We start from the raw sequence: 16,172 nt of genomic DNA, 5'->3' as shown, positions 1-16,172 counted from the left end.
GGGCCGCACATGAGGAATTCGGTGGACCTGCGGCGCGGCGCGCCCAACGGCGTCACCGTGGTGATCGCCGCCCACGACCCGCTGCCGGAGCTCGACGTGCAGCTCGAGGCGCTCGCCGCGCAGACCTACGAGGGCCCCTTCGAGGTGATCGTCAGCGACAACCAGGGCAGCTCCGCGCTCCGGGACCATCTCGAAAACCATCCCGCGCGTGAGCGTCTCGCGCTCACCTGGGTCGACTCCTCCGACCGGCCCGGCGCCGCGCACGCCCGCACCATCGGCGGCCGGAGCGGGCGGTACGAGTTCATCGCCTTCACCGATCACGACGACCGGGTGTACCCGGGCTGGCTGACCGCCCTCACCCACGCGGCCGAGTCGTTCGATCTGGTGGGCGGGCGGCTGGACCAGACGGCGCTGAACGCGCCCGATGTCGCGCAGTGGCGGGACGTGTCGAGCGTCGACGCGCTCCCCGTCTGTGCGGAGTTCCTGCCGTTTGCCTCCGGGTGCAACGTCGGTATGTGGCGCGAGGCCTTCGACGACGTCGACGGGTGGGACTCGGAGTTCGCCTCGTGCGAGGACATCGACATCTGCTGGCGCGCGCAGCTGCGTGGCCACACCCTCGGCTACAGCCCGGAAGCGTTGGTGGCCTACCGTTTCCGCCCGGACATCAAGGGCACCTGGCGGCAGTCGCTGGCGTACCAGGATGGCGAGGCGCAGCTGGCGAGCAGGTATCGGGCAGAGGGTGCCAAGCGCCGCCCGATCCTGCACTGGGGGGTGCACTCACTGTGGGTTGTGCTGCGGTGCCCGATCTTTCCGGGAAATTGGTCGCGGGCGCACCGCGGCAAGTGGGCTTTCCACGCGGGCATCATCGCCGGACGGGTCCGAGGCAGCCTCCGGCACAAGGTGTTCTACCCATAGTCAGACGTAGAAGACCTTGTACTCCAGGCTGCCCCGGATTCGTCCCACCAGGGCGCTGACGTGCCAGAGCCACTGGCCCCGCGGCAGCCGGGTCAGGAACGTCGGGAGCAGCGGGTTGCGGATGATAATGAGGACGATGAGCAGGATCAGGTAGGGGACCGGTCGACCGGTCATGCAGCGGCCGCGGTAGTCGCGGTAGAGGCGCACCTCGCCGCGACCGTAGTTCAGCGACTGCCGCCACAGCGATCGGAGGTCGTCACGCAGCCGGTAGGAGATCAGTGCCTTCGGGCGCCAGCCGAGGCTGAAGCCGGCAAGCTGCAGCCGCCAGCTGAACTCCATGTCCTCGAGGGCGTACAGGTACGTCTCGTCCCAACCCCCGACCTCCTGGAAGACCGATCGCCAGATCCCCATGTTTCCGCCGCCGACCCAGGGCAGGCTCGCGTTCGCTGACGACGGCTGCTTCTCGATGTCCGAGAGCGGCCGCCAGGACACCGCGCGGGGGCTGCTCAGGGCCGCGGCGTCGAGGCCCCCGCCCACGGCGTCGTACTGGCGGGCCGCCTCGGTCAGAATGCTCAGCCATAGCCTGTCTACGCGATCGTCGGCGTCGCAGAACGCGATGAAATCGCCTGTGGCGGCGGCGACCCCGACGTTGCGGGCGTGGCTGACGCCCCTGGCACCGGACGCGTCGACCCACCGCAGGCCGAGCTGCTCGCGCAGGGGATGACCCTCGAGGTGGGCGCGCAGGCCGTCGGTGGAGCCGTTGTCGCCGACGACCACCTCGAGGTCGCCGTCGTACTCCTGCTCCGCGAGCGCCGTCAGCTGCACATCGATCACGTCGACGACGTTCAGCGCGGCGATGACCACCGACACCCGCGTCGGGGCGGGGTGCGAGTCCTGATCTGCTGCGTTGGACACGGGTGACACTCCGATCGGCGTGATGGACACGGATTCAGTGCGCGAGCAGGGACTCGGCGACGGCTCCGGCCTCGGTGAAGTCGGACACCAGGTGCGTCTCGGGCATGGTGCGGAGGTAGTCGGCGTAGATCGCGGACACCTTCTTGGTGACGTTGTCAGTCATGACCACAGGCTTGCCCATCAGGCTCGCGAGGACCGCGGCGTGCAGGCGGTCGGTCACGACGACCCGGCCGCGCGAGAGGATGGAGACCGCCGCGCCGATGTTGGTCTCGATCCGCGAATCGTAGAAGCGCCTGCGCATGGGGTAGCTGGACGTGCGGATCGCGGGGTTGAGGGCGAGGAGGTTCTCGGCCTGCAGCATTCGCGTCCATTTCCATCCGCTGAAACCGGCCAGGTGCCAGTCCGTCTGGTGGACACTGCGATTCGTCAGCCGAAAGTCCTCGGCGGCGCTGGTCGACTCCTTGTCCGACCGCTTCAGCAGGAGCACGTCGTGGGTCGCCTCCCGGGTGGCCGCGAGGGGGCCGAGGCCGAAGGCCAGGTCGGGGCAGAACTCGACCCTGTTGTCGGGAAACAGGTCCGCGGTGAGTGCAGCGCCGGGCCGGTCGCGGATCAGGATCGTCAGGTCGGGGTGCCGGCGGTAGACCTCCTGGGCCTCGCACAGGCTGCCGGGCGACTCGAAGTCGATGGACTGCGGGAGCTGCACGATCTTGCGGTGCGGTAGTTCCTGGATGACCCGCTCGCGGAATTTCTGGTGCAGCGGCCAGCGGTCCCCGAAGTTGCCGCCACCCTGGAGGAAGACCGTCGCGCTCGGCGACGTCGCGGACTCGAGGGCGGTGCGGTCGTAGCTGGTGGTCGTGCAGACATAGTCGACGCGAAGTCCAAGCGCGCGCAGGTACGTCAGCTGTCCGGCGTAGATCATTGAATCGCCGGAGTTGACGTAGTCGGGGTAGTCGAGGAGCGCGGCGCTCGGACCAGCCTCCACGAGGTCGGTCAGTATCGCGGTGGTCGAGGACTGAATCTGGTCCAATGCGCTGTGCATCAGGAGGCTCCCGGCGTTCGGCTGTGGTCTGACGTCATCGATGAATACCTCCGCCTCACAGGTAGAGCACCCGCCGTCGCGCGCTCTCTCGAAGCCGTCCGGTCAGAAAGGCTGTCTGCGCGATCCACATCCCGCGCGGCGGGACGGCGCCGACCCGAGGGAGCAGCGGGTTGAGCGCGAGCACGCCGATCCAGCTCAGTGCCGAGTCGCGGACGGACGAACGGGGGAGTCCGTGGTCGCGGAAGCGGAGGTAGAGCTGCACGGAGCCGCGACCGTAATTCAGCATCTGGCGCCAGGTTTCGCGGCGGGAATCGCGGAACCGGTAGGACACCACTGCCTCCGGGCTGTGGCCGAGGGTGAATCCGGCGAGCTGCAGCGACCAGGACAGCGCTGCGTCCTCGCCGCCGCCGACGAGGGACTCGTCGAATCCGCCGACGGTGTCGAACGCCGAGCGCCACACCCCGAAGTTGCATCCGATCGCATACGGCAGGTACTCGGCGTCCTCGAATCGCTCCTCGGGGGTGGGCAGGGAGCGCCAGGACGCGACGGCCGGGGTGTTGAGGGTCCGGGTCTCGACGGCGCCGCCGACGGCATCGAAGTCCTGGGCGGCGTGCGCCAGCGCGGTCAGCCATCCGGGGCGCACCGCGTCGTCCGCGTCGCAGAAGGCGACGAACTCGCCCCGCGCGGCGGCGGCACCGACGTTGCAGGCGTGTGATCGGCCCGCGGCGCCGAACGAGTCGACGCACCGGAGCGCGAGCCGATCGGCCCGCGGGTGCGCGGCCAGGTGCTGACGAAGCCCGTCGGTCGACCGGTTGTCGCTGACCACGACCTCGAACTGGCCGAGGTAGTCCTGGGCGGCGAGAGCGTCGAGTTGCTCGTCGAGCAGCGGCAGGCCGTTGTGGACCGGGACGACGACGGAGATCAGCCTCGGGGCGGCACGTTTCGGCGCGGCGTCAGACGTTCCATGCATTCGTTCGATTCCCCCGCATCTGATTGGTCGGTTGCGTGTGACCAGACAAGGTCCGACGATCCCGGTCACACCGGCGTTCCTGGTCGATTGTTCAGACAGCCCCCGGCCGGAGTCTAGGACACCGGAACTCGGCATGACCCGTGGCATCCATCGCAAAAAGTGACGTGCATCACTCAATTTGGTGGACAGGCGTCCGGTTGGTCCGGTCCAACTACTGTGGCCGTCGTTGTCGAGCGAAAGTGGGAGCTGCCGGTGCGTGCACGAACCCTTGCCGCGATGCTGTTGACCGCCGCTCTGATGGCGGTTTCCCCTTTCGCGGTCGCCCCCGCAACCGCGGCTCCGGCGGCGCAGGCCGACGGGTCCGCGACCGTGGAGAAGATCATCAAGCGCACCGATCGTCAATGGGGCGTGTATGTCTACTCGCCCTCGATGCGCCGGACGATCCCGCTGCAGGTGCTCAGGCCCGCGGACACCAGCGAGCCCCGACCCACCCTGTACCTGCTCAACGGCGCCGGCGGCGGCGAGGACGGTGCCGACTGGAAGAACCAGACGGACATCGTCGACCTGTTCGCGGACAAGAACGTCAACGTCGTGATCCCCGCGCAGGGCATCTACAGCTATTACACCGACTGGCAGCGCGAGGACCCGAAGCTGGGTCGTCCGGAGATGTGGCAGACCTTCCTCACCAAGGAACTGCCGCCGGTGATCGACAAGACGCTCGGCACCAACGGGGTCAACTCGATCGGCGGGCTGTCGATGTCGGCGGGTTCGGTCCTCGACCTGGCGATCCAGGCGCCCGGTCTCTACCAGGGCGTCGCCTCCTACAGCGGCTGCGCCCGCACGAGCGACCCGCTCGGGCAGGCCTACATCCGCACGGTCGTCGAGATCATGGGCGGCGCGGACGCCACCAACATGTGGGGCCCGTATGACGGTCCTGCCTGGCGCGATCACGACCCGTATCTGAACGCCGAGAAGCTTCGGGGCCTGTCCATCTACCTCTCGACCGGCAATGGGCTGCCCGGCACGCACGAGGATCCCAACGCGCCGCGCAGGCCGAAGTCGCCGCCGTTGGCCGATCAGGTCGCGATCGGCGGAGCCATCGAGGCCGCCACCAACCTGTGCACCCGCCAGCTGGCCGACCGGCTTCGCGAGCTCAACATTCCGGCGACCGTCGACCTCCGGCCGAGCGGGACCCACTCCTGGGGCTACTGGCAGGAAGATCTGCGCAAGTCGCTGCCGCAGCTGACCGCGTCGCTGGGCTTATAACGCCGCAACGATCCCACCGCGCCTGAGTTGTGGGTTCGTAACCCAACGTTGTCCTGCTAGCAACCCAATTTCCCCGCCCACTGGGCTAAGTTCCCCCTATCGCTCCGTAGCGCGAATGCGTTACACGAGGATGCGGATCCCGATGTTCGGGAGTTGCTCGGAGCGCTCGATGCGCTCGGAGTCATGGGAAGGGATGGGCGATGAGCGGACTGCCCAGTGGAGTCGACGGAATCATTCGCGCGATCTTCGCCTACGAGTTCGAGGACCACTCCGTGGTCGATGCGGTGGTGATCGACGCCATCCGGTCGGGCGAGTTCGGCGAGTTCCTCGGCGCCGTCGAGTCCTCCGGGATGTTTGCGCCGTCGGTGGTCGACACCATCGGGTCGGTCTGGTCGCGAGATCCCGAGTTGCTGGTCGATGCATTGCTCGACGGGGTGGACTCGGCGACCCGCGATCGTTGCAAGGCGCTCCGCGACGAAGCGTCGTCGGTGCGGATGGCGGTCGGGTAGTGAGTCACATGAGTCACATGCGTCACGTGAGTAACTCTGTTACCGGATCGTTGGCGAGCCAGAGGTTCAATGCGCCAAATCGGCGATAGCGTGGGTTATCGCTGAAGAACCACACAGTGTTACAGCGAATTTGCCGTCAGTATTGACGAAGGGACCGACACGATGAGAGACCTGGGATCCCACACCAAAGAGCTGGTTAGTGCCGTGCTGTCGTACGAGTTCGACGGCGGCGAGGTCGACGCCTGCGCGATCGACCTGGTACGAGGGGGAGAGTTCGCCGAGTGGCGCGACGCCCTGACCGATTCGGGTTTGTTCACCGACGACGCGGTGGAGTTCATCGGTTCGGCGTGGCGCCGGGATCCGGAGCTTCTCGTCGACGCCCTGCTCGATGGGGCGGATGAGGTCTCGCGCCGCCGCCTCAAGACGGTGCGACGTCCCGCCCTGCTGCCCGTCCATGTGCCTGCCGGCCGGATCGCCGCATTCGGCTGACGTGCTGAGCGTAGCGACCGGGCCCGCGGGTCCGGTCGCTACGCTCGCCTATGTCCGGCCGTCGATGACGAGCGCGTCGTCGTCGGACAGGGTCCGGTACGCGGTGCCGGACAGTCGGTAGCGCTCGGCGGCCTCCTCGATCAGGGCTTCCTCCTCGCTCCCGTAGCCGGGCGAGCGGAAGTGCGGCACGATCGCGTAGTCGACAAGGCCGAGTCCCTCCCAGATCACCGGCATCCCACAGATGGGCTCGACCTCCGCCGGATCGTCGAGCCGTTCGAGCCCGCGCAGCGACGGCGACATCACGCAGGCCCCGGCGCTGTACCCCGCGTAGACCAACGCGTCGGCGCGCAGCAGTTCCGGCAGCACCACGTCGGCGCCGCTACGCGCGAACTGGGCGCGCAGCACGAACGTGTTGCCGCCGCGCACCCACACCATCTGCTGCCGCGTCAGCTCCGCTCGCAGGGATTCCGGGTCGCCGACGAAATCGCGCAGGTCCACCTCCCGCGCGTCGAAGCCCATCCGGCGCAGCGGTGCCACGTCGCTGACCACCGCCGAGTCCCGTCCCACCTCCCATGCGTCCGCGGCGTTCGCGATCACGGCCACCGGACCGGGCTCGCCGATCAGGCTCAGCAGCCGATCGGGGTGCGCGCCGAACCTGTACGAGGACAGGAACAGCCGCATCAGATGGTGAAGGCGAGATTGGCCGCGATCTGCTCGCCGAGGGCCTGGTCGCCGAGGATCGTGATCTCCCCGGAGTGATCGGCGGCGGACACCCGTCCGCCGCATAGCCTGGTGAACAGCCGCGAATCGAGCCGCAGCGTCGCGGTCGCCGGTCCGTCCAGGGCGGGCACGACCGCCGCGCGGCCGTCGACGGCGACGTGGATGTCGCGGGCGAGCGGGCCGGTCAGCGCGAACGTCACGGCCCCGCCCTGCGGCGCCCCGCCCTTCTTGCCGACCGCGAAGCCGAGCCCGCCGACCAGTTCCGCGAGCGAGTACTCGGCGCGCGGCCCGCCCTCCTCGCCGGGCAATCCGACGGCGTCACGGATGTCGAGCTCGTGGAACCAGCAGTCGAACAGCCGGGTGCGCATGAACCGGCCGTAGGTGTCGGGCCCGACCGGGGTCATCGACGGGGCGTCGAAGTCGTCCTGCGTCATCGCGGACAGGGTGCCGCGGCGCGCGCGGGTGATGTCCCGGAAGCCGGACAGCACCTCCGCGTGGGTGTGCGAGCGCAGCCCGGTGACCCACCGTTCGTTGTAGGCGCCGATCGCGTTGTGCACGTGCGGGGAGTCCGGCACCTCATCCTCGGTGGCGGGCGGCTCGATGCCGCTGAGCATCGACTCCACGCCGATCAGGTGGGCGACGACGTCGTGCACGTTCCAGCCGGGCAACGGCGTCGGCGCGGACCACTGCTCGTCGGTGAGCCCGGCGAGCAGGCCGTCGATGACGTCCCATTCCTCGAACAGCGCGGCGGTCAACGGTTCACGATCGATCAGCGTCGGCTGCTTGGCATCGCTCACCGGCGTCACTCTAAGTGCTGGGGTGTCCGGCCGCGGGGATATGCGGCTCGGCGGCCTCCGCGCACCGGGACCCCGAGGAGCCCACGCAGCGGGCGCAGCCGTGGTCGGGGCCATCCGGCAGGAAGGCGCCGCACTCGGGGCACACCCGGTCGAGCCAGCACACCGGGTCGCCGCCGAGGTCATCGGCGGGTCTCACGTGTCCGACTCCTGCAGGAACTCGGCGAGCACCTCGGCGTGGCTGTGTTCGAGGTCCCTGGTCGCGGTCAGCAGGACCAGCGGGCGACCGTGCGCGAGCGTCTCCACCCGGGCGATCGCCTCCTGGCCGGCGTCGGACTCGAGTTCCGCGCGGTAGCGCGCCCGGAACTCCCGGAAGTGTGCGACCTCGTGGCTGTACCACCGTCGCAGTTCGGTCGACGGTGCGAGATCCTTGGCCCAGTCGTCGTAGTGGAACGCGTCCTTGCGGATGCCACGCGGCCAGAGACGGTCGACGAAAATCCGTGCACCCGGCTCGGGCTCGGGGTGGTCGTAGACGCGCTCGATCGTGACGGTCGGCTTGGTCTGCCTGATCATCGGCACCTCCGATGCGGTCGGAAACACCAGACTACGCGTGTGGCAGGTGTCACATTTGCGTGTCCGGGATCGGAGATTAATCCTGTTCGGACTCGATTCAGCGTCCACCCGCTGGGACCAGGACGTCCTATGCTCTCGGAACTCTGGCTAGTGTTGTGAACTTCGTGCCGGTCGGGTCATCGTCCGCTTGTCGCACGGGGGTGCCGCCATCCGCCGCGGCGCCAAGTCCGCCTACCGTAGGAAGTAACAGACAGTTGGATACATCGCAGAGCTCGCAGCAGCCGCGCCCAACGGTCGGCGTCGTTCGGGAAACGAACGACGGCGAACGCCGGGTCGCGTTGGTCCCCAAGATCGTCGCAGCGCTTCGCGGCAAGGGCATCGACGTCATCGTCGAGTCCGGTGCCGGTCTAGGCGCCCTCATGCCCGACGAGCTGTACGTGGAGGCGGGTGCGAGCATCGGCGACGCCTGGTCCGCGGACGTCGTCCTCAAGGTCGCGGCCCCGAATCCCGAGGAGACCGCCCGGCTGCGCGCCGGCCAGAAGCTGATCGGCTTCCTCGCCCCGCGCACCAACGAGACCGGCATCGCCGCGCTCGCGGACGCCGGTGTCGAGGCGTACGCCGTCGAGGCGATTCCGCGTATCTCCCGCGCCCAGGTGATGGACGCGCTGTCCTCGCAGGCCAACGTCGCGGGGTACAAGGCAGTCGTACTGGCCGCGTCGGAGTCCACTCGGTACTTCCCGATGCTCACCACCGCCGCGGGCACCGTCAAGCCGGCTACCGTGCTGGTGCTCGGCGTCGGCGTCGCCGGCCTGCAGGCGCTGGCCACGGCCAAGCGTCTCGGCGGCCGCGTCACCGGCTACGACGTGCGTCCCGAGGTCGCGGACCAGGTCCGTTCCGTCGGCGCGCAGTGGCTGGACCTGGGCATCGACGCCGCAGGCGAGGGCGGCTACGCCCGCCAACTGACCGAGGCCGAGCAGGCCAAGCAGCAGCAGGCGCTCGAGGACGCCATCAAGGGCTTCGACGTCGTCATCACCACCGCGCTGGTGCCCGGTCGCCCGGCTCCGCGGCTGGTCACGGCCGCCGCGGTCGAGGGCATGAAGCCCGGCAGCGTCATCGTCGACCTGGCAGGCGAGACCGGCGGCAACTGCGAGCTCACCGAGCCCGGTCAGACCGCCGTCAAGCACGGCGTGACGATCTGCTCCCCGCTGAACCTGCCGGCGACCATGCCGGAGCACTCGAGCGAGCTGTACTCCAAGAACGTGTACGCGCTCATCGAGCTGATGCTCGACGAGAACGGCGCGCTCGCACCGGACTTCGACGACGAGGTGCTCGCCGCCGCGTGCGTCACCCGCAAGGAGGCGACTGCCTGATGTACAACGAACTTCTCGCGAACATCGCGATCCTGGTCCTGGCCGGGTTCGTCGGGTTCGCCGTCATCTCCAAGGTGCCCAACACCCTGCACACGCCGCTGATGTCGGGCACCAACGCCATCCACGGCATCGTCGTGCTTGGCGCGCTGGTCGTGCTCGGCCACCTGCCCGGCGACGCGCCGTGGAGCATCAAGATCATCCTGTTCGTCGCGCTGGTGTTCGGCACCCTGAACGTCGTCGGCGGCTTCGTCGTCACCGACCGCATGCTCGCGATGTTCAAGCCCAAGAAGGACGCTCCCGCTGCGTCGGCCGAGAAGAAGGGGGCTGACGCCTGATGGGCTACCTCGTCACGATCCTGTACATCGTCGCGTTCGCGATGTTCATCTACGGACTGTCCGGCCTGACCGGGCCGAAGACCGCGGTCCGCGGCAACTACATCGCCGCCGTCGGCATGTTCATCGCGGTGGTCGCGGTGCTGATCGACGTCCGCGACACCGACAACTGGATCCTCATCGCCGGCGGCCTGCTCGTCGGTATCGTGCTCGGCGTCCCGCCTGCCCTGCGCACCAAGATGACCGCGATGCCGCAGCTTGTCGCGCTGTTCAACGGCGTCGGCGGTGGCACCGTCGCGCTGATCGCGTGGGCCGAATTCCTCAACTCGGACGGCTTCACCCACGTCGAGGCGGTGCCGTCGGCTCCGTTCATCATCGGTTCGCTGTTCGCCGCGATCATCGGTTCCGTCTCGTTCTGGGGCTCGCTCGTCGCGTTCTCGAAGCTGCAGGAACTGCTGAACAAGAACGTGGAGAGGGTGTTCGTCTCGAACGCGAAGGCGTTCCAGGTCGCGAACATGATCCTCGCGCTGGTCTCGGTCGGGCTGGCCATCTACATCGGCCTCGGCGCCGACGGTGACCCGCAGTCGTCGTGGCTGATCGTGGGGCTGCTCGTCGCGGCCGGTGTGATGGGCCTGTTCGTGGTGCTGCCGATCGGCGGCGCCGACATGCCCGTCGTGATCTCCCTGCTCAACGCGCTCACCGGTCTGTCCGCCGCGGCGGCGGGCCTGGCGCTGAACAACCAGGCGATGATCGTCGCAGGCATGATCGTCGGCGCGTCGGGCACCATCCTGACCAACCTCATGGCCAAGGCCATGAACCGGTCGATCCCGGCGATCATCTTCGGTTCCTTCGGCGGGGGCGACGCCGCCGGTGCTGGCGGCGTCAGCGCCACCGGCGGCACCGTCAAGGCGACGTCCGCCTCGGACGCGGCGATCCAGATGGCGTACGCCAACCAGGTCATCGTCGTGCCCGGCTACGGCCTCGCCGTCGCGCAGGCGCAGCACGCGGTCAAGGAGATGGCAGCGCTGCTCGAGGCCAGGGGCGTCGAGGTCAAGTACGCGATCCACCCGGTCGCCGGCCGCATGCCGGGGCACATGAACGTGCTGCTCGCCGAGGCGGACGTCGAGTACGACGCCATGAAGGAGATGGACGACATCAACGGTGAGTTCTCGCGCACCGACGTCGCCATCGTCATCGGCGCCAACGACGTGACCAACCCCGCCGCGCGCAACGATCCCAGCAGCCCGATCCACGGCATGCCGATCCTCAACGTCGACGAGGCCCGCTCCGTCATCGTCCTCAAGCGCTCGATGTCCTCGGGTTACGCGGGCATCGACAACCCGCTGTTCTTCGCGGACACCACCTCGATGCTGTTCGGCGACGCCAAGAAGATGGTCTCCGCGGTGACCGAGGAGCTCAAGGCGTTGTAGCGCGGCTGCGCCGCCTGTGCGCGAGTCGTACCCCCATAGGGGTGAAATTCGCGCACAGTTCGATGCTTGCTACAAATCGGAGGCGCCCTTCCCGCGAGTCGATCGCGGGAGGGGCGCCTTCGGCGTCCTCGGGGCTCAGCCGGTGGTGACGCTGCCGGTAGTCGACGCGGGTGTCGTCAGGTGGGGGAGTTGGGTTCGCTCGGTGCGCGCGGGCGACCGACCAGTCCCGCGTACCGCGACGCCAGCAGCACGAACACCAACGGCACCACCATGGTCGCGGTGAGCGGCATCAGCTTGGTCAGCCAGCCGAGCAGCGCGGGACCGGCAAGCAGCCCGACGTACCCCATGCCCACCACCCGCGACATGTTCACTCCCGCCGAGCCGGCACTCAGGTTGCCCGCGGCGGTGAAGATCTGCGGGATGCAGCCGGACAGTCCGAGACCGAACAGCGCCCACCCGGCCAGCGTCAGCCAGACCCACCCGGACACCGTCACCAGTCCGATGCCCGCGGCCGCGATCAGCGTGCCGTAGCGCACCACCGCGACCGGTCCGAGCGCGGCGCTGACCCGGTCCGCACCGAACCGGCCGACCGTCATCATCAGCGCGAACGCGCCGAACGCCAGTGCAGCCGTCGCGTCGGAGGTCCCGAGATGCTCCTTGACCTGCAGCGTGCTCCAGTCGTTTGCCGCCCCCTCGGACAGGAACAGCGCGAACGCGAGGGCGCCGAGGGCCAATACCTTCCGCGAGGTCCCGACGGCAGCGTTCGGGTGGGTGGCGTGCTCGCGGAACGCGTGGTCAGGAGTGTGGTCGTGGGCGATGTGCGGCAGCAGGAACGGGCCGCACGCGGCGACGGCGAGGAACCCGATCGCGGACGCAACGGTCAGAGAGGTCAGCGGACTCCACCCCGCGGCGAGCGCCGCGGCGCCGAGCAACGACCCGACCACCCCGCCGATGGAGAAGAACGCATGGAACGCCGACATGATCGGGCGCCGGTAGAGCCGCTCGGCGTGCACGGCCTGCGAGTTCATCGACACGTCCAGCGCGCCGTTGCCGAACCCGAACGCGGTGAGAGCGACGCCGAGCCACACGGCGTCGGTCGCGAGTCCCGGTCCGATGACCCCGAACGAGATCAACGCCCCTGCGACGATCACCATCAGGCGGCTGCCATAGCGGTCGGCGAGCGGACCCGTCACTTGCATACCGATCAGGGCGCCGCCTGCCAGTAGCAGGAGCAGCCAGCCAAGAGTCGCGTGGCTGATGCCGGTGCGGTCCGAGATGGCCGGAATGTGCACCACCCAGGCGGCCAGCAGGAAACCGTTGACGGCGAAGATCCCGAAGATCGAGGCGCGGGCCCGGCGGAGCCGGATCGGGCCGGTCAGGGTCGAGCTGTTCGGGCGCACCCGTCCTTTCTACCCGCGGCCGCCCGCCCGGACTGTGCGCGATTTGCACCCCAATGGGGGTATGACGCGCGCACGGGCGGCGCAGCCGCTACAACAGGGTGAGGGGGTCGGTCAGCGTCGCGGCGATGTCGGCGAGGAAGCGTGAGCCCTGCTCGCCGTCGACCAGGCGGTGATCGAACGAGAGTCCCAGGGTGGTGACCGAGCGGACGGCGACGAGGCCGTCGACCACCCACGGGCGTGGCCGTATCGCGCCGAGGCACAGGATCGCCGCCTCGCCCGGATTCAGGATCGGGGTCCCGGTGTCCACGCCGAACACCCCGACGTTGGTGATCGTGATGGTGCCGCCGGACAGGTCGGCGGGCATGCACCGGCCTGCGCGGGCGGTCTCGGTGAGCTCGTGGATCGCCCGGGTGAGCTCGAGCAGGCTCATCAGGTGCGCGTCCTTGATCGAGGGCACCAGCAGGCCGCGCGCGGTGGCGGTCGCGATCCCGAGGTTGACGTAGTGCTTGGTGACGATCTCCCGGTGCTCCTCGTCCCAGCTCGAGTTGAGGGTGGGGTGTCCGCGCAGCGCCACCAGCAGGACCTTGGCCACCAGGGCGAGCGGGGTCGGGTCGAGGCCGGCGAAGGCCGGGCTCGCGCGCAGGTGCGCGACCAGGTCCGTGGTCGCGGTCACGTCGACGTCGACGAACTCGGTGACGTGCGGCGCGGTGAAGGCGCTGCGCACCACCGCGTCCGCGGTCTGCCGACGCACGCCGCCGATCGGGGTGCGGGTCTCGCGGGGCTGCGTCGCGGCCGGGGGTGGCGTTCTTGTTTCTCGTGGAACATCATGTGCGCGTACGTCCTCCGCGGTGATCGCGCCTGCGAACCCGGTGCCCGGCACCTCGGTCAGGTCGACGCCGAGCTCGCGGGCCAGCCTGCGCGCGGAGGGTTTCGCGTCGGGCCGGGCCGGTTCATCCGTTTCCGAACCCCCTGACGGGGTCGCGGGAGTCCTTCCCCGCCTGCGGCTTTCCGGTGTCGCGGTCGGTCCGTATCCCACCAGCGTGGCCGGATGGTCCGGCGGTTCGGCCGTGGGCGTCGCCTCGCCGGCCGGGGCGTCGGCCGAACCGGGCGCACCGATCCGGATCAGCGGCGCGCCGACCTCGACGGTGGTGCCGGGCTCGGCGAGCAGCGCGAGCACCGTGCCGGAGAAGGGGGAGGGCAACTCCACCAAGGCCTTTGCCGTCTCCACCTCGGCGATCACCTGATCGAGCTCGACGGTGTCGCCCACCGCGACCGTCCAGCGAACGAGTTCCGCCTCCGTCAGGCCCTCGCCGAGGTCGGGCAGCCGGAACTCGTTCGCTGGGTGCACGGGGCTGTCCCTTCAGGCGGCGAGCGTCTTGTCGACCGCGTCGAGGATGCGGTCCGGATCGGGCAGGTAGTACTTCTCCAGCCTGGCCGGCGGGTACGGCGTCGCGAACCCGCCGACCCGCAGCACCGGTGCCTCGAGTTGGTAGAAGCACCGCTCGGTGATCCGGGCCGCGATCTCCGACCCGAGCCCGAGGAACACCGGGGCCTCGTGCGCGACGACCAGCCGCCCGGTCTTGCGGACGGAGGCCTCGACGGTGTCGAAGTCGATGGGGGAGAGCGAGCGCAGATCGATCACCTCGATCGAATGCCCCTCCCGCTCCGCGACCGTGGCCGCCGACAGCGCCGTCGCGACCATCGCGCCGTACGCGACCAGGGTGACGTCGGTGCCAGGCGCCGCGACCCTGGCCCGGTGCAGCTCGAGCGGGGCGGACGCGTCGAGGTCCACCTCGCCCCTGTCCCAGTACCGGCGCTTGGGTTCGAAGAAGACCACCGGATCGTCCGAGGCGATGGCCGCGACGATCATGTGGAAGGCGTCGTCCGGGGTGGACGGGGTGACCACCCGGAGTCCGGGGGTGTGCGCGAAGTAGGCCTCCGGCGACTCCGAATGATGCTCCACCGCACCGATTCCGCCGCCGAACGGCACCCGGATCGTCAGCGGCGCCCGCACCCTGCCCCCGGTGCGGTAGTGGATCCTGGCCACCTGGGACACGATCTGGTCGAAGGCGGGGTAGACGAACCCGTCGAACTGGATCTCGCACACCGGCCGGTAGCCGCGCAGCGCCATCCCGAACGCGGTTCCGATGATGCCGGACTCGGCGAGCGGGGTATCGATCACGCGGGCGCCGCCGAAGTCCTTCTGCAGGGTGTCGGTGACCCGGAAGACACCGCCGAGCTTGCCGATGTCCTCGCCCATCAGCAGCACCTTCGGGTCCTGTTCGAGGGCCCGCCGCAGCCCGGCGTTGAGGGCGGCGCCCAGCGCCATGGTGGTCATGGCCGCGCCTCCTCGAAGGTGCCCAGATAGGCCGAGAACTGTTCGCGTTCCTCGTCGATCAGCGGATGCGTCCCGGAGTAGACGTGGTCGAACAGCGTCAGCGGTGCCGGGTCGGGGATCGCGAGGGCGCCTGCCCGCAGCGCCGCGGCGGACTCGCGTGCCGTGGCGTCGACCCGGCGGGTGAACTCCTCGTCGATCGCTCCCTCCCGCTCGAGCAGTCGGCGCAGCCGGTCGATCGGATCGCGGGCCCGCCAGAGCTCGACCTCCGCTCCGGTCCGGTACCGGGTGGGGTCGTCGGCGGTGGTGTGCGGGCCCATCCGATAGGTGATGGCCTCGATGAAGGTCGGTCCGCCGCCCTCACGGGCGCGCCTGACGGCGGTGCGGGTCACGGCGAGGACCGCGAGGACGTCGTTGCCGTCGACGGCGATCCCCGGTATCCCGAACCCGCGGGGCCGCGCCACCAGCGGGAACGGGCTCTGCAGCTGCACCGGTTCGCTGATCGCCCAGTGATTGTTCTGGCAGAAGAACACCACGCCCACACCCCACCCGGCGGCGAATCCGAGCGCCTCGGACAGGTCGCCCTGGCTGGTGGCGCCGTCACCGAAGTAGGCCATGACCGCGATCTCGGCGCCGTCCATGTGGGCGGCCAACGCGTAGCCGGTGGCGTGCAGCCCCTGCGAACCGACGACGATGGCCGGGTTCGTCAGGTTGAATTCGGCTGGATCCCAATTCGACAGCGCCGCGCCCCGCCACAGCGGCGGCCACTGTGCGGGTGGCACCCCACGGCAGTAGGCGAGCCCGTGCTCGCGGTAGCTGGTGAAGACGTAGTCGTCGGGCTCGAGGGCGCGCGCGGACCCGACCTGCGACGCCTCCTGGCCCAGGCTCGGCACCCAGATCCCGAGCTGGCCCTGACGCTGGAGGGCGGTGGCCTCCGCGTCGACGCGGCGCAACACCACCATGTCCTCGTACAGCCCGCGCAGCTCCGCCGGGCCGACGTCGGCGACCTCGCCCGAGTAGGCGGCCCGGTGTACCCGGGCCCCGTCGGGCTGGATGAGTTGGACCGGATAGTCGATTTTCTCGGACACCGGACCCTCCTCGCTGCCTGTGCCGGG

Annotated in this window: 18 protein-coding genes; 7 read left to right on the top strand and 11 right to left on the bottom strand. The window is 69.4% G+C overall.

The window, feature by feature from the left end; translation table 11 throughout:
* Nucleotides 1–9: 9 nt before the first annotated feature.
* Entirely contained in the window at nt 10–915 is a 906-nt protein-coding gene (locus tag ACFXMV_RS15715; RefSeq protein WP_378498231.1) for a glycosyltransferase, read from the top strand.
* On the opposite strand, the gene ACFXMV_RS15710 is transcribed toward ACFXMV_RS15715, so the two are convergent.
* The 3 genes from ACFXMV_RS15710 to ACFXMV_RS15700 are packed head-to-tail and all read right to left on the bottom strand — an operon-like array spanning nt 916 to nt 3,839.
* Nucleotides 916–1,830 carry a glycosyltransferase gene (locus ACFXMV_RS15710; protein ID WP_378503061.1) on the bottom strand — a complete coding sequence of 305 codons (915 nt, stop codon included), beginning with the start codon at nt 1,828–1,830 and terminating at the stop codon, nt 916–918.
* A gap of 34 nt (nt 1,831–1,864) precedes the next feature.
* Nucleotides 1,865–2,869, bottom strand: a complete 1,005-nt coding sequence (locus tag ACFXMV_RS15705) for a polysaccharide pyruvyl transferase family protein (RefSeq protein ID WP_378502351.1) — start codon at nt 2,867–2,869, stop codon at nt 1,865–1,867.
* Between the two features lie 55 nt (nt 2,870–2,924).
* Complete coding sequence (locus ACFXMV_RS15700) at nt 2,925–3,839, bottom strand: glycosyltransferase (protein ID WP_378503062.1); 915 nt, start codon at nt 3,837–3,839, stop codon at nt 2,925–2,927.
* 276 nt (nt 3,840–4,115) lie between these two features.
* Here ACFXMV_RS15700 and ACFXMV_RS15695 point away from each other — a divergent pair, with 276 nt between their 5' ends.
* From ACFXMV_RS15695 to ACFXMV_RS15685, 3 genes are all read left to right on the top strand, one after another.
* The gene (locus ACFXMV_RS15695; RefSeq protein WP_378501992.1) at nt 4,116–5,105 is read left to right on the top strand and encodes an alpha/beta hydrolase; all 990 of its coding nucleotides are present in this window, start codon (nt 4,116–4,118) and stop codon (nt 5,103–5,105) included.
* A gap of 200 nt (nt 5,106–5,305) precedes the next feature.
* On the top strand, nt 5,306–5,614 hold the full coding sequence (locus tag ACFXMV_RS15690; protein ID WP_378501989.1) for a hypothetical protein: 309 nt from the start codon (nt 5,306–5,308) through the stop codon (nt 5,612–5,614).
* Between the two features lie 162 nt (nt 5,615–5,776).
* Nucleotides 5,777–6,103, top strand: coding sequence for a hypothetical protein (locus ACFXMV_RS15685; RefSeq protein ID WP_378501988.1), 327 nt, complete (start codon nt 5,777–5,779; stop codon nt 6,101–6,103).
* 48 nt (nt 6,104–6,151) lie between these two features.
* On the opposite strand, the gene ACFXMV_RS15680 is transcribed toward ACFXMV_RS15685, so the two are convergent.
* Genes ACFXMV_RS15680 through ACFXMV_RS15665 form a run of 4 tightly spaced genes read right to left on the bottom strand, consistent with a single transcriptional unit; the run spans nt 6,152 to nt 8,190 of the window.
* Nucleotides 6,152–6,784 (bottom strand): Type 1 glutamine amidotransferase-like domain-containing protein, encoded by a 633-nt coding sequence (locus ACFXMV_RS15680; RefSeq protein WP_378503063.1) that lies wholly within the window; start codon nt 6,782–6,784, stop codon nt 6,152–6,154.
* A complete protein-coding gene (locus tag ACFXMV_RS15675; RefSeq protein ID WP_378502343.1) occupies nt 6,784–7,620 on the bottom strand; it encodes a maleylpyruvate isomerase family mycothiol-dependent enzyme in 837 nt (278 codons plus the stop codon). The genes ACFXMV_RS15680 and ACFXMV_RS15675 overlap by 1 nt, the downstream gene beginning before the upstream one ends.
* A 10-nt stretch (nt 7,621–7,630) precedes the next feature.
* Entirely contained in the window at nt 7,631–7,816 is a 186-nt protein-coding gene (locus tag ACFXMV_RS15670; protein WP_378502344.1) for a hypothetical protein, read from the bottom strand.
* Complete coding sequence (locus tag ACFXMV_RS15665) at nt 7,813–8,190, bottom strand: DUF488 domain-containing protein (protein WP_378502345.1); 378 nt, start codon at nt 8,188–8,190, stop codon at nt 7,813–7,815. Before ACFXMV_RS15665 ends, ACFXMV_RS15670 begins: the two co-directional genes overlap by 4 nt.
* Nucleotides 8,191–8,444: 254 nt before the next feature.
* Between ACFXMV_RS15665 and ACFXMV_RS15660 the strand changes: the two genes are divergently transcribed.
* From ACFXMV_RS15660 to ACFXMV_RS15650, 3 genes are read left to right on the top strand one after another with little or no spacing between them, the layout of a single operon-like run.
* Entirely contained in the window at nt 8,445–9,560 is a 1,116-nt protein-coding gene (locus ACFXMV_RS15660) for a Re/Si-specific NAD(P)(+) transhydrogenase subunit alpha (protein ID WP_378503064.1), read from the top strand.
* A complete protein-coding gene (locus ACFXMV_RS15655; protein ID WP_378501808.1) occupies nt 9,560–9,895 on the top strand; it encodes an NAD(P) transhydrogenase subunit alpha in 336 nt (111 codons plus the stop codon). Before ACFXMV_RS15660 ends, ACFXMV_RS15655 begins: the two co-directional genes overlap by 1 nt.
* Nucleotides 9,895–11,322, top strand: coding sequence for an NAD(P)(+) transhydrogenase (Re/Si-specific) subunit beta (locus tag ACFXMV_RS15650; protein ID WP_378501807.1), 1,428 nt, complete (start codon nt 9,895–9,897; stop codon nt 11,320–11,322). Before ACFXMV_RS15655 ends, ACFXMV_RS15650 begins: the two co-directional genes overlap by 1 nt.
* 176 nt (nt 11,323–11,498) lie before the next feature.
* Here the strand turns inward: ACFXMV_RS15650 and ACFXMV_RS15645 are convergent, their stop codons facing one another.
* The 4 genes from ACFXMV_RS15645 to pdhA all read right to left on the bottom strand — a co-directional run bounded on the left by ACFXMV_RS15645 (nt 11,499) and on the right by pdhA (nt 16,145).
* Nucleotides 11,499–12,722, bottom strand: coding sequence for an MFS transporter (locus ACFXMV_RS15645; RefSeq protein WP_378503065.1), 1,224 nt, complete (start codon nt 12,720–12,722; stop codon nt 11,499–11,501).
* An 88-nt stretch (nt 12,723–12,810) separates the two neighbouring features.
* Nucleotides 12,811–14,070 (bottom strand): dihydrolipoamide acetyltransferase family protein, encoded by a 1,260-nt coding sequence (locus tag ACFXMV_RS15640; protein WP_378503066.1) that lies wholly within the window; start codon nt 14,068–14,070, stop codon nt 12,811–12,813.
* A gap of 12 nt (nt 14,071–14,082) precedes the next feature.
* Nucleotides 14,083–15,060, bottom strand: a complete 978-nt coding sequence (locus tag ACFXMV_RS15635; protein WP_378499929.1) for an alpha-ketoacid dehydrogenase subunit beta — start codon at nt 15,058–15,060, stop codon at nt 14,083–14,085.
* Nucleotides 15,057–16,145: a pyruvate dehydrogenase (acetyl-transferring) E1 component subunit alpha gene (gene pdhA, locus ACFXMV_RS15630; RefSeq protein ID WP_378499930.1), complete on the bottom strand. Its 1,089-nt coding sequence runs from the start codon at nt 16,143–16,145 to the stop codon at nt 15,057–15,059. Before pdhA ends, ACFXMV_RS15635 begins: the two co-directional genes overlap by 4 nt.
* Nucleotides 16,146–16,172 lie beyond the last annotated feature (27 nt).

The sequence above is a fragment of the Rhodococcus sp. NPDC059179 genome (assembly GCF_042754885.1).
Taxonomy (GTDB): domain Bacteria; phylum Actinomycetota; class Actinomycetes; order Mycobacteriales; family Mycobacteriaceae; genus Rhodococcus_G.
Note: the sequence above shows the minus strand (reverse complement) of the source record. Positions and strands in the feature narration are given on the sequence as shown.